Consider the following 16,486-nt stretch of genomic DNA (forward strand, 5'->3'; position numbering starts at 1 on the left):
TTAGCCAGGTAGGTCGGATTAGTACGGCAACGCCGTGCGTAATCCGACAATGCCACTGGCGCGAACAATTTTGTCGGGTTACGCCCCCTGGGCTAACCCGACCTACGCTCAAAATCCGTATCTTTTTTGCATTTCCCGCAAAGTTCTTTCTCCGCTTTCGGCCGGTATGCTACAGTCAAAAACCGGGCCAGAAGCCCTGGGCCTTCTGACCCTTATATTCCACACAATACAATATAGAGGACAACCGTGAATCGTTATTTGTTAAGTGCATTGACCCTGAGTTTGCTGGCCGGCGTGTCCGGCATGGCTGGCGCCGCCGATTCTGCCAAGAAAGCCGCTGCTGCTCCCGCCACGGCCGTCGCCGCTGCCGCGCTGACGTCCGGCATCGCCGTCGAATACGTCGACCCTGCCGTGCGCGCGCAGGACGACCTGTTCCAGCACCTGAATGGCAAATGGCTGGCGGAAACCGTGATTCCTGCCGACAAGTCGAGCTGGGGCAGCTTTGCCAAGCTGGCCGACGATACGCAAACGCAGTTGCGCGGCATCGTCGAAGGCGCGGCTGCCGACAAGGCCCGCGCGGCCGGCTCGAATGCCCAGAAAATCGGTGATTTTTATAACAGCTTCATGGATGAAGCCAAGCTGGAAAGCCTGGGCCTGACGCCGTTGAACGCGGAGCTGGCGAAGATCGCCGCACTGCAGGACAAGGCGGAATTGCCTGCCGTGATCGCCCACTTCAGCAAGCTGGGCGTGACCTCGCCGTACGATTTCGGTATCCATCAGGACGCCAAGGATTCCACCAAATACGTGGCCGACATCGTGCAAAGCGGCCTGGGCTTGCCTGACCGCGATTACTATCTGGAAGCAGGCAAGGCCGACACGCGCGCCAAATACCTGGCCCACGTGGAAAAAATGCTCAGCTTGTCCGGCGATGCGAATGCTGCCGCCAACGCCAAGGCTATCCTCGCGCTGGAAACGGATCTGGCCAAGGCGCAATGGAGCAATGTGCAGAACCGCGACCCCGTCAAGACGTACAACAAGGTCGAGCTGGCGAAGCTGGCCGCCATGGCGCCAGGCTACGACTGGGCCCGCTACCTGAAAGACACGGGCATCGCCGGCAAGGTCAATTACGTGATCGTCAGCCAGCCCAGCTACCTGAAGGGCTTTGCCGAGATCGCCAACAAGACGCCGCTGGACACATGGAAAGCGTACTTCCAGTGGCACTTGCTGCACGCTAACGCCGGTTACCTGCCGAAAGCCTATGTCGATGAGAACTTCGCCTTCTATGGCACCACCCTGACGGGCGTGACGGAAATGCGTCCGCGCTGGAAACGCGGCGTGGGCGCCGTCGAAGGCGCGCTGGGTGAAGCCGTGGGCCAGCTGTACGTCGCGCAATATTTCCCGGCCGAGCGCAAGGTGCGCATGGAAGCGCTGGTGAAGAACCTGATGACGGCTTACAAGCAAAGCATCGACAAGCTCGACTGGATGAGCCCCGTCACCAAGAAACAGGCGCAGATCAAGCTGGCCAAGTTCACCACCAAGATCGGCTACCCGAACAAATGGCGCGATTACTCGGGCCTGACGGTGGCGCCGGACGATTTGATCGGCAACATCCAGCGTTCGCACTTGCTCAACTACAACCGCGAATTGAACAAGCTGGGCCAGCCTATCGACCGCGACGAGTGGGGCATGACGCCGCAGACCGTGAACGCCTATTACAACCCGGAACTGAACGAGATCGTCTTCCCGGCCGCCATCCTGCAAGCGCCGTTCTTCGACGCCAAGGCGGACGACGCCGTCAACTATGGCGCCATCGGCGGCGTGATCGGCCATGAAATCAGCCACGGTTTCGATGACCAGGGCGCCCAGTACGACGGCGACGGCAACCTGCGTGACTGGTGGACCAAGGCCGACCACAAAAACTTCGCCAAGAAAACCAAGCAGCTGGTGGCGCAGTACAACAGCTTCAGCCCCATCCCTGGCCATTTCGTCAACGGCGAACTGACTCTGGGCGAGAACATCGCCGACAATTCCGGCGTGGCGATCGCGTATAAGGCGTACAAATTGTCGCTGAATGGCAAGCAAGCCCCCGTCATCGACGGTTTCACGGGCGAGCAGCGTTTCTATGCGGGCTTTGCCCAGGTCTGGCGCATGAAGATGCGTGAAGCGCAGCAACTGGTCTTGCTAAAAACGGACCCGCACTCGCCAGGCCAGTTCCGCGCCAACGGCACCATGCGCAACCAGCCCGGCTTCTACCAGGCCTTCGACGTGAAACCGGGCGACAAGATGTATCTGCCACCGAAAGACCGCGTCATCATGTGGTAAACCATCTTTCGGCTGGATAGAAATACGTTAGCAATGCCGCCCGGTTCGCGCCGGGCGGCATTTTTTTTGCTTGCTTGCCAGCCGTACACAGCGAAGTGTTGCGTGCGTCGCCGGTGATTTTCCTTGCTCGTTGACAACGAAGTTTGAAGCGCCTATATCTGGATGAAAACAATAATAAACCTGTGTAGCGCCCCGTGTGTCATCAAAAAGGAAACATTGTGAGAGACATATTCCGTACCAGCCAAGCCCGTTTTATCACCCTGTTCAGTCTTGTTTTTGTGGTGCTGCTGGTCATGACCCTGGCCGTCATCCATTTTTTCGTCACGCCGGATTTGAAACGCACCGAGGGCATGGTGGTCGGTTTTGACGTCAGCAAAATTTCCACCAGGATTACCGAGCAGTTGCGGCAGGTGGAGGCGCAGCAGCGCAGCATCACCCAGACGGTGGCGCTGATGGACAGCGCGGCGATCGACGTCCTGCTGCCGGGACTGGTCGACCAGTATTCCGACCCGAATGTGTTTGGCGGCGGCATCTGGCCACTGCCGAAAAAGCGCGATCCCGAGCGCGACAAGTTCAGCACCTTTTTCGCCCGCGACGCCTCCAACAAGCTGGTCGTCAACACCCACTGGAACTCGCCGGAGTCGTTGAAGTACTTCGAGCAGAGCTGGTATCTGGGCGGGCTCAAGTCTGCCAAGGGGCATTGCGACTGGGCCAAGGCCTACAAGGACGACGCCAGTGCGCAGCCGCGCACCAACTGCGCCATGCCGATCTACAAGGATAACGAGTTGTACGGCGTGTCCACCATCGATGTCACGCTGGGCTTTTTCAACCGCCTGGTGGCCGACATGGAGAAAACGATCCACGGCCAGATCCTGATCGTCGAACGCGACGGCAAGATCATCAGCAACAGTACGTATATCAAAGACGAGATCGTACTCAAGAAAGTCGAGGATCTGGCGTCCAGTTCGCCGATGGTGGCGGAAATCGGCCGCCTGCTGCCCAAGCTCGATGCGCAGGGCGTGGCCGAATCGGAGTATCGCAGCGACGGCACGCCCCACACGCTGTTTCTGAAGGCGATACCGGGCAGTCCGTGGGTGCTGGCGACCGGTTTGCCGACCAGCCAGCTGACCGAGCAAAGCGACCGCATCTTGAGCAAGCTGGGCATGGTGCAGATCCCCATCGCCCTGCTGCTGCTGGCCATGTTCATCGGCAGCATCCGCCTGTTCATGGGACGCCTGGGCGTACTCAAGAGCAATATCGATGCGCTGTCGGCCGGCGACGCCGACCTGACGCGGCGCCTGCCGGGCGGCGGCGGCAGCGAGTTCAACGATGTGGCCGGCAGTTTCAACGCCTTCATCGAGCGGCTGCAGCAGATGATGCGCGAAATCGGCACCAGCACGGCGTCGATCGCGCTCGCCTCGCGTGAAATCGCCAGCGGCAACCAGGATCTGTCGGCCCGCACCGAAAGCCAGGCCAGCGCGCTCGAGCAGACCGCCGCATCGATGGAGGAGTTGACCGGCACCGTCAGGCAGAACGTCAGCAGCGGCCAGGAGGCCAACCGGCTGGCGCTGGACGCCTCGAAGGTGGCGGCGCGGGGCGGCGCGGTGGTGACGCAGGTGGTCGAGACGATGGGCGCGATCGAACACTCGTCGAAGAAAATCGCCGACATTATCAGCGTCATCGACGGGATCGCGTTCCAGACCAACATCCTGGCGTTGAACGCGGCCGTCGAGGCGGCCCGGGCCGGCGAACAGGGCCGCGGCTTTGCCGTGGTGGCGTCCGAGGTACGCAACCTGGCGCACCGCTCGGCCACGGCGGCCAAGGAGATCGGCGCGCTGATCGTTGAATCGGTGCACAACGTCAACGCCGGCACCAAGCTGGTCGACCAGGCTGGCGCCACCATGCACGAGATCGTCGCCGGCACCGACAAGGTTGCCAACATCATCGGCGAGATCCTGCTGGCCAGCCAGGAGCAGGAAACGGGCATCGGCCAGGTCAACCAGGCCATTGTTCAGCTCGACGACACCACCCAGCAAAATGCCGCGCTGGTGGAGCAGGCGGCAGCGGCAGCCCATTCGATGCAGGAGCAGACGGCCAAGCTCGAACAGATCATCGGGGCATTCAAGCTGTAGCGCACCGCGCACGGATGTGAAAAAGCCGCCCGGTTCAGTTTGACCCGGGCGGCTTTTTCACATCCGCGGCAGCCTTTGGGGGCCGCTGCAACGCGCCGCTTGACGCGGCATCGCGCTTATTTCTTGGCTTCTTCGGCTGGTGCGCCAGCGCCGTCAGCGGCCGCGGCCGGTGCCGGCACTTCCGGTTCCTTGAACTTGCCGCCCGACGCGTTGGCAATGTAGACGACGGCGCGCGCCACTTCGACATCGTCGAGGTCGGGATTGCCGCCCTTGGCCGGCATCGCGCGCAAGCCTTCGATGGCGTGTTTCAGGACCGTATCGTAGCCCTGGGCCAGACGGGCCGACCAGCCGCCCGCATCGCCAAACTTCGGTGCACCGGCCACGCCGGCGCCATGGCACGCCACGCAGGTCGCCGTGTAGACGGCTTCGCCGCTTTGCAGCACCTTCGGACCGCTGGCATCCTTGAAGGTAAAGCCGGCGTTGGCGACGGGGCTCAGGCGCTCGGCAATGGCTTCCGGCGACTGGCTCTCCGTCCCTGCGCCCGTCAGTTTTTGCGCCGTGACGAACTGCACCAGCAAGATGATGCCGATGACGGTGACGAGGAAGAAGCCAGCTACGGCGGCAAGCAATTGTTTAGGCGTTTTGATCGCTGATTGTTGTTCGTTATGTGCGTCGCTCATGATGTCCTTAGTCCAGATTTGAAACTGATGGCCGTGTAAGGTAGCATTTTTACATGCTTGTATGTAAACCTTTATGAAACCCACAATTATAGGCACAAAAATTGAGCAGCGACATGCAATTGCCAGCGATACGACAGTTTCCGTAGACGTAGGTAAAGAAAAACGGTATCCTTCGCATCACTTCAGAAATTCCCCCTACGCGGCTGTAGCTCAGTGGATAGAGTATTGGCCTCCGAAGCCAAGGGTCGTGGGTTCGATCCCCGCCAGCCGCACCAAGACAAATCAAGGCTCTTCGCCAGATTTCAGTAGTATTCCTATTCAAAAATCGTATTATTTCGAGAATCTGGCCTAGTGTCCATGCGTTTCCGATGGGAAGATCGCGGACAAATTTTTTGCTATCGCACATAGGATAAGATGACCGTCTCACCACGATACTTCAGCCTCGCTTCAACATGATAGAAGACATCAAAAAAACACTCTGGGCTACGGCCGACAAACTGCGCGCCAACATGGACGCCGCCGAATACAAGCACATCGTTCTTGGCCTCATCTTCGTCAAATACATCTCCGATACTTTTCAGACTCGCCGCGACGAGCTGACGCGTCGCTTTGCCGACGCCGCTGACGACTACTTCTTGCACGACGTTGACGCCGACATGCTGGCTGAAGAGCTTGAAGATCGCGATTACTACAAGGAAGTCAACGTATTCTGGGTGCCGGAAGCGGCTCGCTGGGAAGCGCTGCGTGCGCAAGCCAAGCAAGCCGACATCGGCAAACGCATCGACGATGCGCTATCCTTGATCGAGCTGGAAAACCCGAAGCTCAAGGGCATCCTCGACAAACGCTACGCGCGGGTACAACTACCGGATGGCAAGCTTGGCGAACTGGTCGATCTGGTCTCGACCATCGGCTTTGGCGAGTCCGGTGACACGGCCAAGAACCATGCGCGCGATTTGCTAGGGCAGGTGTACGAGTATTTCCTGGGTCAGTTCGCCAGCGCCGAAGGAAAGCGAGGCGGTCAGTTCTACACGCCGGCTTCCATCGTCAAGACCCTGGTCGCCGTGCTGGCGCCACACCACGGCAAGGTGTACGACCCATGTTGCGGTTCGGGTGGCATGTTCGTGCAGTCGGAGCGTTTTATTGAAGCGCACGGCGGCAAGATTGGTGACGTGTCGATCTACGGCCAGGAAGCGAATCCTACAACGTGGCGGCTGGCGGCGATGAACCTGGCCATTCGCGGTATCGATTTCAACCTGGGCAAGGAGCCGGCCGACACCTTCGTGCGCGACCAGCACACCGACCTGCGCGCCGACTTCGTACTGGCCAACCCACCGTTCAATATTTCCGACTGGTGGCATGGCAGCCTGGAAGGCGACCCGCGCTGGGTCTACGGCACGCCGCCGCAGGGCAATGCCAACTATGCGTGGTTGCAGCACATGTTGTACCACCTCAAGTCCACTGGCCGCGCCGGTATCGTGCTGGCCAACGGCTCCATGTCATCGAGCCAGAACAGCGAAGGCGATATCCGCCGTGCCATGGTCGATGCAGACAAGGTCGAAGTCATGATCGCGCTGCCCGGCCAGTTGTTTTTCAATACCCAGATCCCAGCTTGCCTGTGGTTCCTGGTCAAGGAAAAGCGTGCCCGTCAAGGCGAGGTGTTATTCATCGATGTACGAAAACTCGGCAGCATGATCAGCCGCGTGCAGTGCGAATTCAAGGATGAAGTGATCGACAAGATCGCTGGTACTGTAGCGGCATGGCGTGGCGAAGTGGATGCGGGCGAATATCAGGATGTGGCGGGCTATTGTCGCAGCGTCGCGCTGGCCGAGATCGGCGAGCATGGACATGTGCTCACGCCGGGCCGTTACGTGGGAGCCGAGGCCGTCGAGGATGATGAAGAAGGCTTTACCGAAAAGATGCAGAAACTGACAGAAACTCTGGGCGAGCAGATGTCCAAGGGCGCGGAATTGGATCAACTGATTCGCCAAAAGTTGGGAGGGCTGGGGTATGAGTTCTGAGTGGCGAAGCGGAAGACTTGGTGAATTTGTTGAATTAAAGCGTGGTTATGATTTACCACGAGCTAAGAGGGTCGGGGGGATATACCCATTAGTATCGTCCGCCGGAGTAAGTGATTGCCACGACGTACCTATGGTGCGTGGGCCTGGGGTTGTTACAGGTCGATACGGAACTATCGGACAAGTTTTTTTCGTTCGCGACGATTTTTGGCCGTTGAATACAACTTTATATGTTCGTGATTTCAAGGGTAATGATCCCGAGTTCATCAGCTATTTCTTGAGAACGGTTGATTTTTTTGCCTACTCTGATAAGGCGGCAGTGCCAGGGGTTAATAGAAATCACCTTCATGAAGCACTCGCAATCATGCCTGCCCTGCCTGCTCAAAAAGAAATTGCAGCGGTTCTTGGCGCGCTTGATGACCGCATCGCACTCCTACGCGAAACCAACGCCACCCTCGAAGCCATCGCCCAAGCCCTGTTCAAGTCGTGGTTTGTGGATTTCGATCCCGTGCGCGCCAAGCAATATGGGCGCATGCCAGAGGGCATGGGCGACGCAACGGCGGCGCTGTTCCCGGATAGCTTTGATAAATCGGAGTTGGGGACCGTGCCGAAGGGTTGGCAGATAGCGACTTTAGCCGACGTGTTCGACATCAACCCAAAACGTTCTCTCAAGAAAGCAGTTAGCGCGCCGTACCTTGACATGGCGAGCCTGTCCACCAGTGGGCACTGCGTTGAAGCGCCTATCCAACGTGACATGGGTTCTGGTGCAAAATTTCGCAATGGCGACACTTTGCTGGCGCGCATCACGCCTTGCCTGGAGAATGGCAAGTCGGCGTTTGTTGATTTTCTTGTGGATGATCAGATCGGATGGGGATCAACGGAGTTCTTGGTACTGCGCCCCAAAAAACCACTTCCAGAATATTTCGGCTACTTGCTGTGCCGGCACCCGGAATTTAGGGAGTTCGCGATTCAGAGCATGTCTGGCACCAGCGGGCGCCAGCGCGTTCAAAATGATGTGCTTGGGCGCTACATGCTTGCCGTACCGGATGAAAATGTCGCTTCTGCATTTGCCCGAGTTGTGGAAGTGATTCAAAAAAGCATTGCGGTAAATCATAAAACAGGGCGTACTCTAACTGCGCTTCGCGACACTCTGCTCCCCCGCCTGATCTCCGGCCAGTTGCGCCTGCCAGAAGCCAAAACAATCCTTGAGGAATCCATCGCATGATCACGCTTGAGCAAGTTGACCGCTGGCTGTCTGGCGCACCTGAAACCGAGCATCTGGAATTCAAGGAAGCGAAGCAGCAGTACGACACGGACAAACTGCTCAAGTATTGCGTGGCGCTTGCCAACGAAGGTGGCGGTTATCTGGTGCTGGGCATCAGCGATAAACCTCCGCGGCGTGTCGTTGGCACTAAGGCGTTTCCTGATACTGGTGCGATCAAGGGGCGCATTCTTACTGCGCTTCAGTTTCGGGTCGAAATTGAAGAGCTGCAACATCCTGACGGCCGCATTCTCGTTTTTGACATTCCCGGTCGCCCCATTGGCACTCCCCGGCATGTTAACGGAATGTATCTGATGCGTTCAGGGGAAGAACTGGTTCCGATGTCGCCAGATCAGCTGGGCCGCATTTTTGCGGAAGGAAAGGCGGATTTTCTCGCACTCGATGCTTCGGCCCTCATCAATGCGGACGAAGTGGTTGCGGCGCTTGATGTCCAGACTTTTTTCGATCTGATCAAGTTACCGCTGCCGGCAACGCGCGAGGGCGTCCTGGCGCGCCTGGTCAGTGAAAAGCTGGTGCGTCCGCTTGCCGGACAATATGCGATCACGAACCTTGGCGCTTTGCTGCTGGCAAAAGACATGCGCCAGTTTGCGTCCCTGGTGCGCAAGACGGTGCGCGTGATCAAGTATCGGGGCAACAACAAGTTGCAGACTGAACGTGACCTGATTGGACAGAAGGGATATGCCGTAGGCTTTGAAAGCTTGATTACCTATGTCAATGGTCAGTTGCCGGTCAATGAGGTGATTGGCCAGGCGTTACGCGAAGAGGTGCGCATGTTTCCCGAGCTGGCCATTCGTGAACTGGTTGCCAATGCCTTGGTGCATCAGGACCTCGAAGCCACAGGCAGTTCGGTGATGATCGAGATTTACGCGGACAGGATTGAAATTACCAACCCCGGCCAGCCATTGATCCCTACCGAGCGCTTCGTTGATGAATACAGTTCGCGCAATGAAAAACTGGCCGATTTGATGCGCCGCCTGGGCATCTGTGAAGAAAAAGGCAGTGGTATCGACAAGGTGGTGTCCAGCACTGAATATTACCAATTGCCTGCGCCCGAGTTTCGTGTTGCGCCAATGCATACGACGGCCGTCCTGTTTGCGCACAAGGAATTCGTGGATATGGATGCCAAGGAGCGTGTCAATGCCTGCTACATGCATTGTTGCCTGAAATATGTCAGCAATGAAAAGATGAGCAATCAAAGTTTGAGGGAGCGCTTCAAGCTCGACGATACGCGGGCCAAGGTGTCTGCCGTGTCGCAAATTATTGCTACGGCGGTAGAGCAAGACAAGATCAAGCCGGACGATCCTGAAAGCCTGTCCAAGCGCTATGTCAAATACGTTCCATATTGGACATAAACTCATTTAATTACAAACGTGATTATTCCCTAAATTTTTGCGTAACCATTTGAAAATAAACATAATTTTCATTCAATCGCTAATGTCACCTGCGCTGGATAGCCCAGCTGTTATCATCGGAATAAGCTTTTCAATTTGGTATTTATGCAATAATATTGTTGCTTAGAAGAACGATTTGGCAATGCACATTGAACATTGCTTTTCCGATCATTAAAGCGCGTGTATTGAACGTGTCGATTTTGGCGCCGTTTTTAAACATATTTGATCAACGTGTCGATTTCATCGACATATGCGGGCCGCTTGATGACTGAAGACCAACTCGAACAAGAAACTCTGACCTGGCTGGTTGATACCGGCTACCGCCACATCTACGGACCGAACATAGCGTTGGAAGGCGACGCCCCCGAGCGTGTCAACTACACGCAGGTGGTACTGGTTGAGCGCTTGCGCAGCGCCATTGCCAGGCTCAACCCTTCGGTCCCGTTGGTGGCCCGCGACGACGCGTTACAGCAGGTCTTGAACCTCGATACGCCCGTATTGTTGTCGGCGAATCGGTTGTTCCACCGTCTGCTGGTGAATGGCGTGCCTGTCGAATACCAGCGCGACGGTGAGACGCGCGGCGACTTCGTGCGCCTGATCGACTTCGCCGACGTGGCGGCCAACGAGTGGCTGGCGATCAACCAGTTCTCGATCAAGGGTGCCAAGCATACGCGGCGCCCTGACATCATCCTCTTCATCAACGGCTTGCCGCTGGTACTGCTGGAGCTGAAGAACCCGGCCGATGAAAATGCCGACATCTGGAGGGCATACGACCAGATTGAGACGTACAAGGAACAGATACCCGACGTGTTCCAGTACAACGAGGTGCTGGTGATCGCCGATGGTAGCGAGGCGCGCATGGGATCGTTGTCCAGCAATGCTGAGCGCTACATGGCGTGGCGCACCATCGACGGCGTAGCGCTGGACCCGCTGGGGCAGTTCAATGAACTGGAGACTTTGGTGCGTGGTGTGCTGGCGCCGGCTTACCTGCTGGACTTCCTGCGCTTCTTCGTACTGTTCGAAGACGATGGTACTTTAACCAAGAAAATCGCCGGCTATCACCAGTTCCATGCGGTGCGCGCGGCGATTGCGCAGGTGGTCGCCGCGTCGCGTCCAGGGGGCGGCCAGAAAGGCGGCGTAGTGTGGCATACCCAAGGATCGGGCAAGAGCATCACCATGACCTGTTTCGCTGCGCGCGTGATGCGCGAGACGGCAATGGAAAACCCGACCATCGTCGTCATCACTGACCGCAATGATCTCGACGGGCAGTTGTTCGGGGTTTTCTCGCTGTCGCAGGATCTGCTGCGCGAGCAACCTGTGCAGGGCACGACGCGGCAGGATTTGCGTGCCAAGCTGGCGAATAGACCATCGGGCGGCATTGTCTTCGCCACGATTCAGAAATTCATGCCGGGCGAGGATGAGGACACGTATCCGCTGCTGTCGGATCGCCACAACATCGTGGTTATCGCTGACGAGGCACATCGGACCCAGTACGGTTTTGAAGCCAAGCTAAAGACTCGCAAAATACCTTCCCGCATGTTGCGAACTGGAACGCTGCCCGCGACGGAATTCGGTGCCGCCGAGGCGCCAGCGCAGTATCTGGAGCGGTATCAGGTAGGTTATGCGCAAAATCTGCGCGATGCGCTGCCGAACGCGACCTTCGTTGCCTTCACTGGCACTCCGGTATCGAACGAGGACCGCGATACGCGCGCCGTGTTTGGCGACTATATCCACATCTACGACATGCAGCAGGCGCGCGACGATGGCGCCACGGTGGCGATTTATTACGAGTCGCGGCTGGCCAAGCTTGGCTTGAAGGAAGAGTCACTCGCCGGCCTCGACGATGAGGTGGATGAGCTGGCGGAGGATGAGGAGGACGAGCAGAAGGCACTGCTCAAGAGCCGCTGGGCCGCGCTGGAAAAAGTGGTGGGTGCCGAGCCACGCATTCAGCGGGTCGCGGCTGATCTGGTCCAGCATTTCGAGGAGCGGGACAAGGCGCAATCCGGGAAGGCCATGGTCGTGGCCATGAGCCGTGACATCTGCGCTCATCTGTACAAGGCCATCATCGCCCTGCGGCCTGATTGGCACGACGATGATCCAGAGAAGGGTGTGATCAAGGTGGTGATGACTGGCTCGGCCAGCGACAAACCGCTGCTACGGCCGCACATCTACTCAAAACAGATCAAGAAACGCATGGAGAAGCGCTTCAAGGACCCGGATGATCCGATGCGGCTGGTGATCGTGCGTGATATGTGGCTGACCGGCTTTGATGCTCCCTGCGTGCACACCATGTATGTGGACAAGCCCATGAAGGGCCACAACCTGATGCAGGCAATCGCACGCGTCAACCGCGTATTCAAGGACAAGCAGGGCGGCCTGGTCGTTGACTACATCGGCATCGCCAGCGACCTGAAGCAGGCGTTGAAGGAATACACCGCTAGCAAGGGGCGAGGACGCCCCACTGTAGACTCGCACGAGGCGTATGCCGTGCTGGATGAGATGATGGATGTGCTGCGTGCCATGTTACATGGTATCGACTACAGCGGTTTCCTGACGGGTGGGCACGGCATACTGGCCAAGGCGGCCAACCACATACTCGGACTGAAGGATGGCAAGAAGCGATTCTGCGATACTGCACTGGCCATGTCGAAAGCCTTTACGCTGTGCTGCACGCTCGACGAAGCCAAGGCCGTGCGCGACGAGGTCGCGTTTTTCCAGGCCGTCAAGGTGCTGCTGACCAAGAAGGAAATCAGCAGCAAAAAGCGAACAGACGAGGAGCGTGACTTGGCGGTCCGGCAGATCATCGGTTCGGCGCTGGTCTCGAATGAGGTTGTCGACATCTTCAATGCCGCCGGCCTGGAGAAGCCCAATATTGGCATCCTCGATGACGATTTCCTCAATGAGGTACGCAACCTGCCCGAGCGCAACCTGGCGGTTGAATTGCTGGAGCGCTTGCTTGAGGGAGAGATCAAGGCCCGTTTTGCCACCAATGTGGTGCAGAACAACAAGTTCAGCGAGATGCTGGTCAACGTGATCAAGCGTTATCAGAATCGCTCCATCGAGACAGCCCAAGTCATGGAAGAGCTGATCGCGATGGCGAAGAAGTTCAAGGAGGCAGTCGGCCGGGGTAGCGACCTTGGCCTCAATACCGACGAGCTGGCTTTCTACGATGCGTTGGCGGAGAACGAGGATTCGGCACGGGAGTTGGGTGACGAGACGCTAAAGAAAATCGCCCATGAGCTGGCAGAGAGCCTGCGGCAGAACGTCAGCATCGACTGGGCTGTACGCGATAGCGTACGGGCCAAACTACGCTTGCTGGTGAAGCGAATTCTGCGCAAATATAAGTACCCGCCCGTCAAGCAGGATACTGCGGTACAACTGATCCTGGAACAGGCCGAGTCGCTATGTGTGGAATGGAATTGAACGATTAAACGGCACGTTGTTGCTGGGGTTGTTAGCGGCGTCGGGATGAAATCCACGTCGGCGCCAATACGTATTCCTACAACAACAACCCTGGCAACACCTGCGCCGCCGCCTTCGACGAGGCCGGATTCTGGATTGTGATCAAGACACCTTCCGTTAGCACAACAAGGCCCAGTCGGCGCCTATCGAGTAACTACCGTCGTTTTCCCTGAGCATGTTTCCCGCCAGGAAGAGCACGACTTCCGTCAGGCCCCCGGCGTCTTCCTCCGTATTCGTCCATCCCGTCACTTTTCCCCCCTGACGCCCCTGCCGTTGTCGGTTTGCAACCTCCCAAGCGCTCCAGCCGCCGATATCAAAATTGATATCGAAACAGTGGAAAAATTGATTGGAGAGATTATCGCCCAGCCCCTAAGATAAACGCCGAGCATGCGCACGACATGCAAGCGGTACAACAATATCAATACAATATCTGGAGATTCATGATGCGCCACGCCACCGGCCCGCTCGCGGCCACTTTCCCTCGTCCATTCATGTTGAAGGCAGCCGTTGCGGCATTGGCCGGTATCGGCCTGCTGAGCACGGCTTCGGTCTGGGCGCAGGAGGCCGTGGTGGCCGATGCCAGTGCCGAGCCTGCGGCGGAAGTGTCGGTCGTGACCGTCAGCGGCGTGCGCCGCTCGGCGCAGAATTCGCAGCAGATCAAGATGCGCGCGGACCAGGTCATCGACTCCATCGTGGCCGACGACATCGGCAAATTCCCCGATAACAACGTGGCCGAAACCCTGGCGCGCATTTCCGGCATCCAGATCCGCCGCGATTCGGGCGAGGCGAGCGCCGTCATGATCCGTGGCTTGCGCGATGTCACGACCCTGCTCAACGGCCGCGAACTGTTCACCACCACGGGCCGCTACGTCAACCTGGCCGACATTCCCGCCACCATGCTGCAGCGCGTGGATGTGTACAAGTCGCAGGGCGCGGACCAGGTCGAAGGCGGCGTGGCCGGCATCATCGACGTGCGCACGAATCGCCCGTTCGACTTCAAGGAATTTACCGCCAGCGTGAACACGCGCGCCGTCTACAGCGACAAATCCAGGGCCACCGATCCGAACATCAGCGGCATGGTGACTAACCGCTGGAAGACGGGCATCGGCGAAGTGGGCGCGCTGCTGGGCTTGTCGCAGCAGCAGCACCGTTACCATGAGGAGCGCGCCTTCAGTACGGCCCCCGTGGATAAAAGTTTCCTGTCGCCTGGCTTGACGGGGCCGGACCAGGTGGGCTTGCTGCCGATCAAGGGCGACCGCCGCCGCAGCACCGCCAATGCCGTGCTGCAATGGCGTCCGAACGCCGACGTCGAACTGTACGCCGAGGGCATGGCCACGCGTTTCCTGCTCGATGCCGAATCCGATTACTTCGTCGGCTTGCCCTGGTGGGGCACGCCCGTGTCGGCCACCAAAATTCCCGGCAGCAACCAGCTGCAAACGCTCACCTCGACCAACGTCAACACCATCATGTCGACGCAGGCGAACAAGAACCAGACGAAGACGCATCAATTTGCCGTCGGCGGCTTGTGGGATATCAATCCGGAATGGCGTTTCACGTCGGAAGTGGCCAGCACCAAAAGCAGCTATACCTGGCGCAACCCGATTCTCGACGCCATCACCGTCGTGCCGAACGCCACCATCAATACCAACCAGAACGGCACCCTGCACGTCGATTACACGGGCATCGACTTGCAAGATCCGTCGAACTACCATCTGAAGGGCTTCTTCGACCGCTATGGCCGGGACCAGGGCAGCTCGAACGATGTGCGCGCCGATCTGGCGTACACGCCCAGTGCCGGCGGCTTCTTCAAGGAAATCAGCGTCGGCTTGCGCGGCGTCAAACGCGAAGCCGAATCGATCAAGAGCTTCGAGGGCAATGCGGAAGCACCGGACGTGTCCGGTGCAGCGTTTCCGTTCAATCGCCAGAGCGTGACGTCGATTCCCGGTTTGAATTGCCTGTCGGAACCGATGTCCAGCGGCGGCCCCGACTATGGCTTGAAGCAGTGGTACACACCGTGCGCCAGCTTTCTGCTCAATAACACGGGCACCATCCGCCAAGCCGTCACGGGCAGCAGCGCGGCGCGCGCCATGGACCCGGGTTCGTTCTTCAAGGACACGGAAAAGACGTATTCCATCTACACCAAGGCGAAGATCGCTTTTAAACTGGGCGCCTACCCCGTCGACGGCACCGTCGGCGTGCGCGTCGTGCGCACCGAGCAAAGCCTGCAAGGCAACAGTTCGCAGGATGGCGTCTACACGCCCGTCATCAGCGACACGGCCAGCACCGACGTGCTGCCGAGCGTAGCCCTGAAGATCAAGCTGCGCGCCGACCTGGTGGGCCGCTTCGCCGCGGGCCGCACCATCAGCCGCCCCGGCTTTGCCCAGCTGAACCCGGGCGTGGCCCTGGTCAACTCGACGGAAACGGTGAAGGCGACGGGCGCGGGCGGCAATCCGAACCTGAAACCGGTGATGGGCGACAATGTCGATGCCGCACTGGAATGGTATTTCGCGCCGGCCGGTTCCGTCACGGCCACCGTGTTCCACCACAAGTTCGACGGTTATATCCAGCAACGCATTGCCAGCGAAACCATCGCCGGCAAGACTTATGACGTGGACCGCCCGTACAACACGGCGGCCGGCAAGCTGCAGGGACTGGAAATTGGCTACCAGCAGTTTTATGACGGTTTGCCGGGTATCTTGAGCGGCCTGGGCTTGCAGGCGAACGGCACCTACATGAGCGGCAGCACCGACGACGAGACGGGCAGCCATGCCATCACGGGCGTGTCGCGCTATGCCTACAACCTGGTCGTGCTGTACGAAAAAGATGCGTGGTCGGGCCGCCTGGCTTATAACTGGCGCTCGAAATTCATCGACAGCTACAAGCAGGGCGGCCCCGGCCTGGACTTGAAAGTGGCGCCGACGGCCCAGCTTGACGGATCGCTGTCGTACAAGATCAATGAGCAGTTTACCGTGACCCTGGACGGCAATAACTTGCTCGACACCAAATTCAAGGATTACTGGAACGAGGCAGGCGTGTATCCGCGCGATACGCGCCGTTATGACAGGACAGTCGGCCTGTCTTTACGCTGGAAAATGTAAAACGTCCATGGCTGCGTTGCATTGCCTCGCCGTACTCCTCGTACTGTCTTCGGCAACGCGCCTTGCCCTGAACGTTTTACATGAGTGAAAAAAGCAGTATCCAA

The 16,486-nt window shown here is 58.3% G+C and carries 8 protein-coding genes, 1 tRNA gene and 2 pseudogenes; 9 read left to right on the forward strand and 2 right to left on the reverse strand.

The features are described 5' to 3' along the window. Nucleotides 1-246: 246 nt before the first annotated feature. Complete coding sequence (locus ACP7DW_RS09925; protein ID WP_426055108.1) at nucleotides 247-2,322, forward strand: M13 family metallopeptidase; 2,076 nt, start codon at nucleotides 247-249, stop codon at nucleotides 2,320-2,322. A gap of 227 nt (nucleotides 2,323-2,549) precedes the next feature. Then, entirely contained in the window at nucleotides 2,550-4,454 is a 1,905-nt protein-coding gene (locus ACP7DW_RS09930) for a methyl-accepting chemotaxis protein (RefSeq protein ID WP_116745815.1), read from the forward strand. A gap of 116 nt (nucleotides 4,455-4,570) precedes the next feature. Here ACP7DW_RS09930 and ACP7DW_RS09935 read toward each other — a convergent pair whose 3' ends face one another. After that, the gene (locus ACP7DW_RS09935) at nucleotides 4,571-5,134 is read right to left on the reverse strand and encodes a c-type cytochrome (RefSeq protein ID WP_426055107.1); all 564 of its coding nucleotides are present in this window, start codon (nucleotides 5,132-5,134) and stop codon (nucleotides 4,571-4,573) included. A gap of 199 nt (nucleotides 5,135-5,333) precedes the next feature. On the opposite strand from ACP7DW_RS09935, the gene ACP7DW_RS09940 reads away from it, so the two are divergent. The 6 genes and pseudogenes from ACP7DW_RS09940 to ACP7DW_RS09965 all read left to right on the forward strand — a co-directional run. Further along, nucleotides 5,334-5,409: transfer RNA gene (locus tag ACP7DW_RS09940), tRNA-Arg, on the forward strand. A gap of 177 nt (nucleotides 5,410-5,586) precedes the next feature. Next, nucleotides 5,587-7,152, forward strand: coding sequence for a type I restriction-modification system subunit M (locus tag ACP7DW_RS09945; protein WP_426055106.1), 1,566 nt, complete (start codon nucleotides 5,587-5,589; stop codon nucleotides 7,150-7,152). Next, nucleotides 7,142-8,374 (forward strand): restriction endonuclease subunit S, encoded by a 1,233-nt coding sequence (locus ACP7DW_RS09950; protein ID WP_426055105.1) that lies wholly within the window; start codon nucleotides 7,142-7,144, stop codon nucleotides 8,372-8,374. Before ACP7DW_RS09945 ends, ACP7DW_RS09950 begins: the two co-directional genes overlap by 11 nt. Next, nucleotides 8,371-9,783, forward strand: coding sequence for an ATP-binding protein (locus ACP7DW_RS09955; protein WP_426055104.1), 1,413 nt, complete (start codon nucleotides 8,371-8,373; stop codon nucleotides 9,781-9,783). The genes ACP7DW_RS09950 and ACP7DW_RS09955 overlap by 4 nt, the downstream gene beginning before the upstream one ends. A 303-nt stretch (nucleotides 9,784-10,086) precedes the next feature. After that, nucleotides 10,087-12,207, forward strand: a pseudogene (locus ACP7DW_RS09960) (type I restriction endonuclease subunit R); the annotation flags it as partial. Nucleotides 12,208-12,273: 66 nt separating this feature from the next. Beyond that, nucleotides 12,274-13,245: pseudogene (locus ACP7DW_RS09965) on the forward strand (DUF3387 domain-containing protein); the annotation flags it as partial. A 156-nt stretch (nucleotides 13,246-13,401) separates the two neighbouring features. Here the strand turns inward: ACP7DW_RS09965 and ACP7DW_RS09970 are convergent. After that, nucleotides 13,402-13,533 carry a hypothetical protein gene (locus ACP7DW_RS09970; protein ID WP_426055102.1) on the reverse strand — a complete coding sequence of 44 codons (132 nt, stop codon included), beginning with the start codon at nucleotides 13,531-13,533 and terminating at the stop codon, nucleotides 13,402-13,404. 191 nt (nucleotides 13,534-13,724) lie between these two features. Between ACP7DW_RS09970 and ACP7DW_RS09975 the strand changes: the two genes are divergently transcribed. Further along, complete coding sequence (locus ACP7DW_RS09975) at nucleotides 13,725-16,382, forward strand: TonB-dependent receptor (RefSeq protein WP_426055101.1); 2,658 nt, start codon at nucleotides 13,725-13,727, stop codon at nucleotides 16,380-16,382. Nucleotides 16,383-16,486 lie beyond the last annotated feature (104 nt).

It is taken from the genome of Janthinobacterium sp. PSRC1-1 (assembly GCF_049897525.1).
Lineage (GTDB): Bacteria > Pseudomonadota > Gammaproteobacteria > Burkholderiales > Burkholderiaceae_D > Janthinobacterium > Janthinobacterium tructae.

Bases quoted from the DNA above. Each gene is read 5' to 3' on its own strand.
- ACP7DW_RS09935 (WP_426055107.1), bottom strand. From the start codon at position 5,134: ATGAGCGACGCACATAACGAACAACAATCAGCGATCAAAACGCCTAAA.
- ACP7DW_RS09945 (WP_426055106.1), top strand. From the start codon at position 5,587: ATGATAGAAGACATCAAAAAAACACTCTGGGCTACGGCCGACAAACTG.
- ACP7DW_RS09950 (WP_426055105.1), top strand. From the start codon at position 7,142: ATGAGTTCTGAGTGGCGAAGCGGAAGACTTGGTGAATTTGTTGAATTA.
- ACP7DW_RS09955 (WP_426055104.1), top strand. From the start codon at position 8,371: ATGATCACGCTTGAGCAAGTTGACCGCTGGCTGTCTGGCGCACCTGAA.
- ACP7DW_RS09975 (WP_426055101.1), top strand. From the start codon at position 13,725: ATGATGCGCCACGCCACCGGCCCGCTCGCGGCCACTTTCCCTCGTCCA.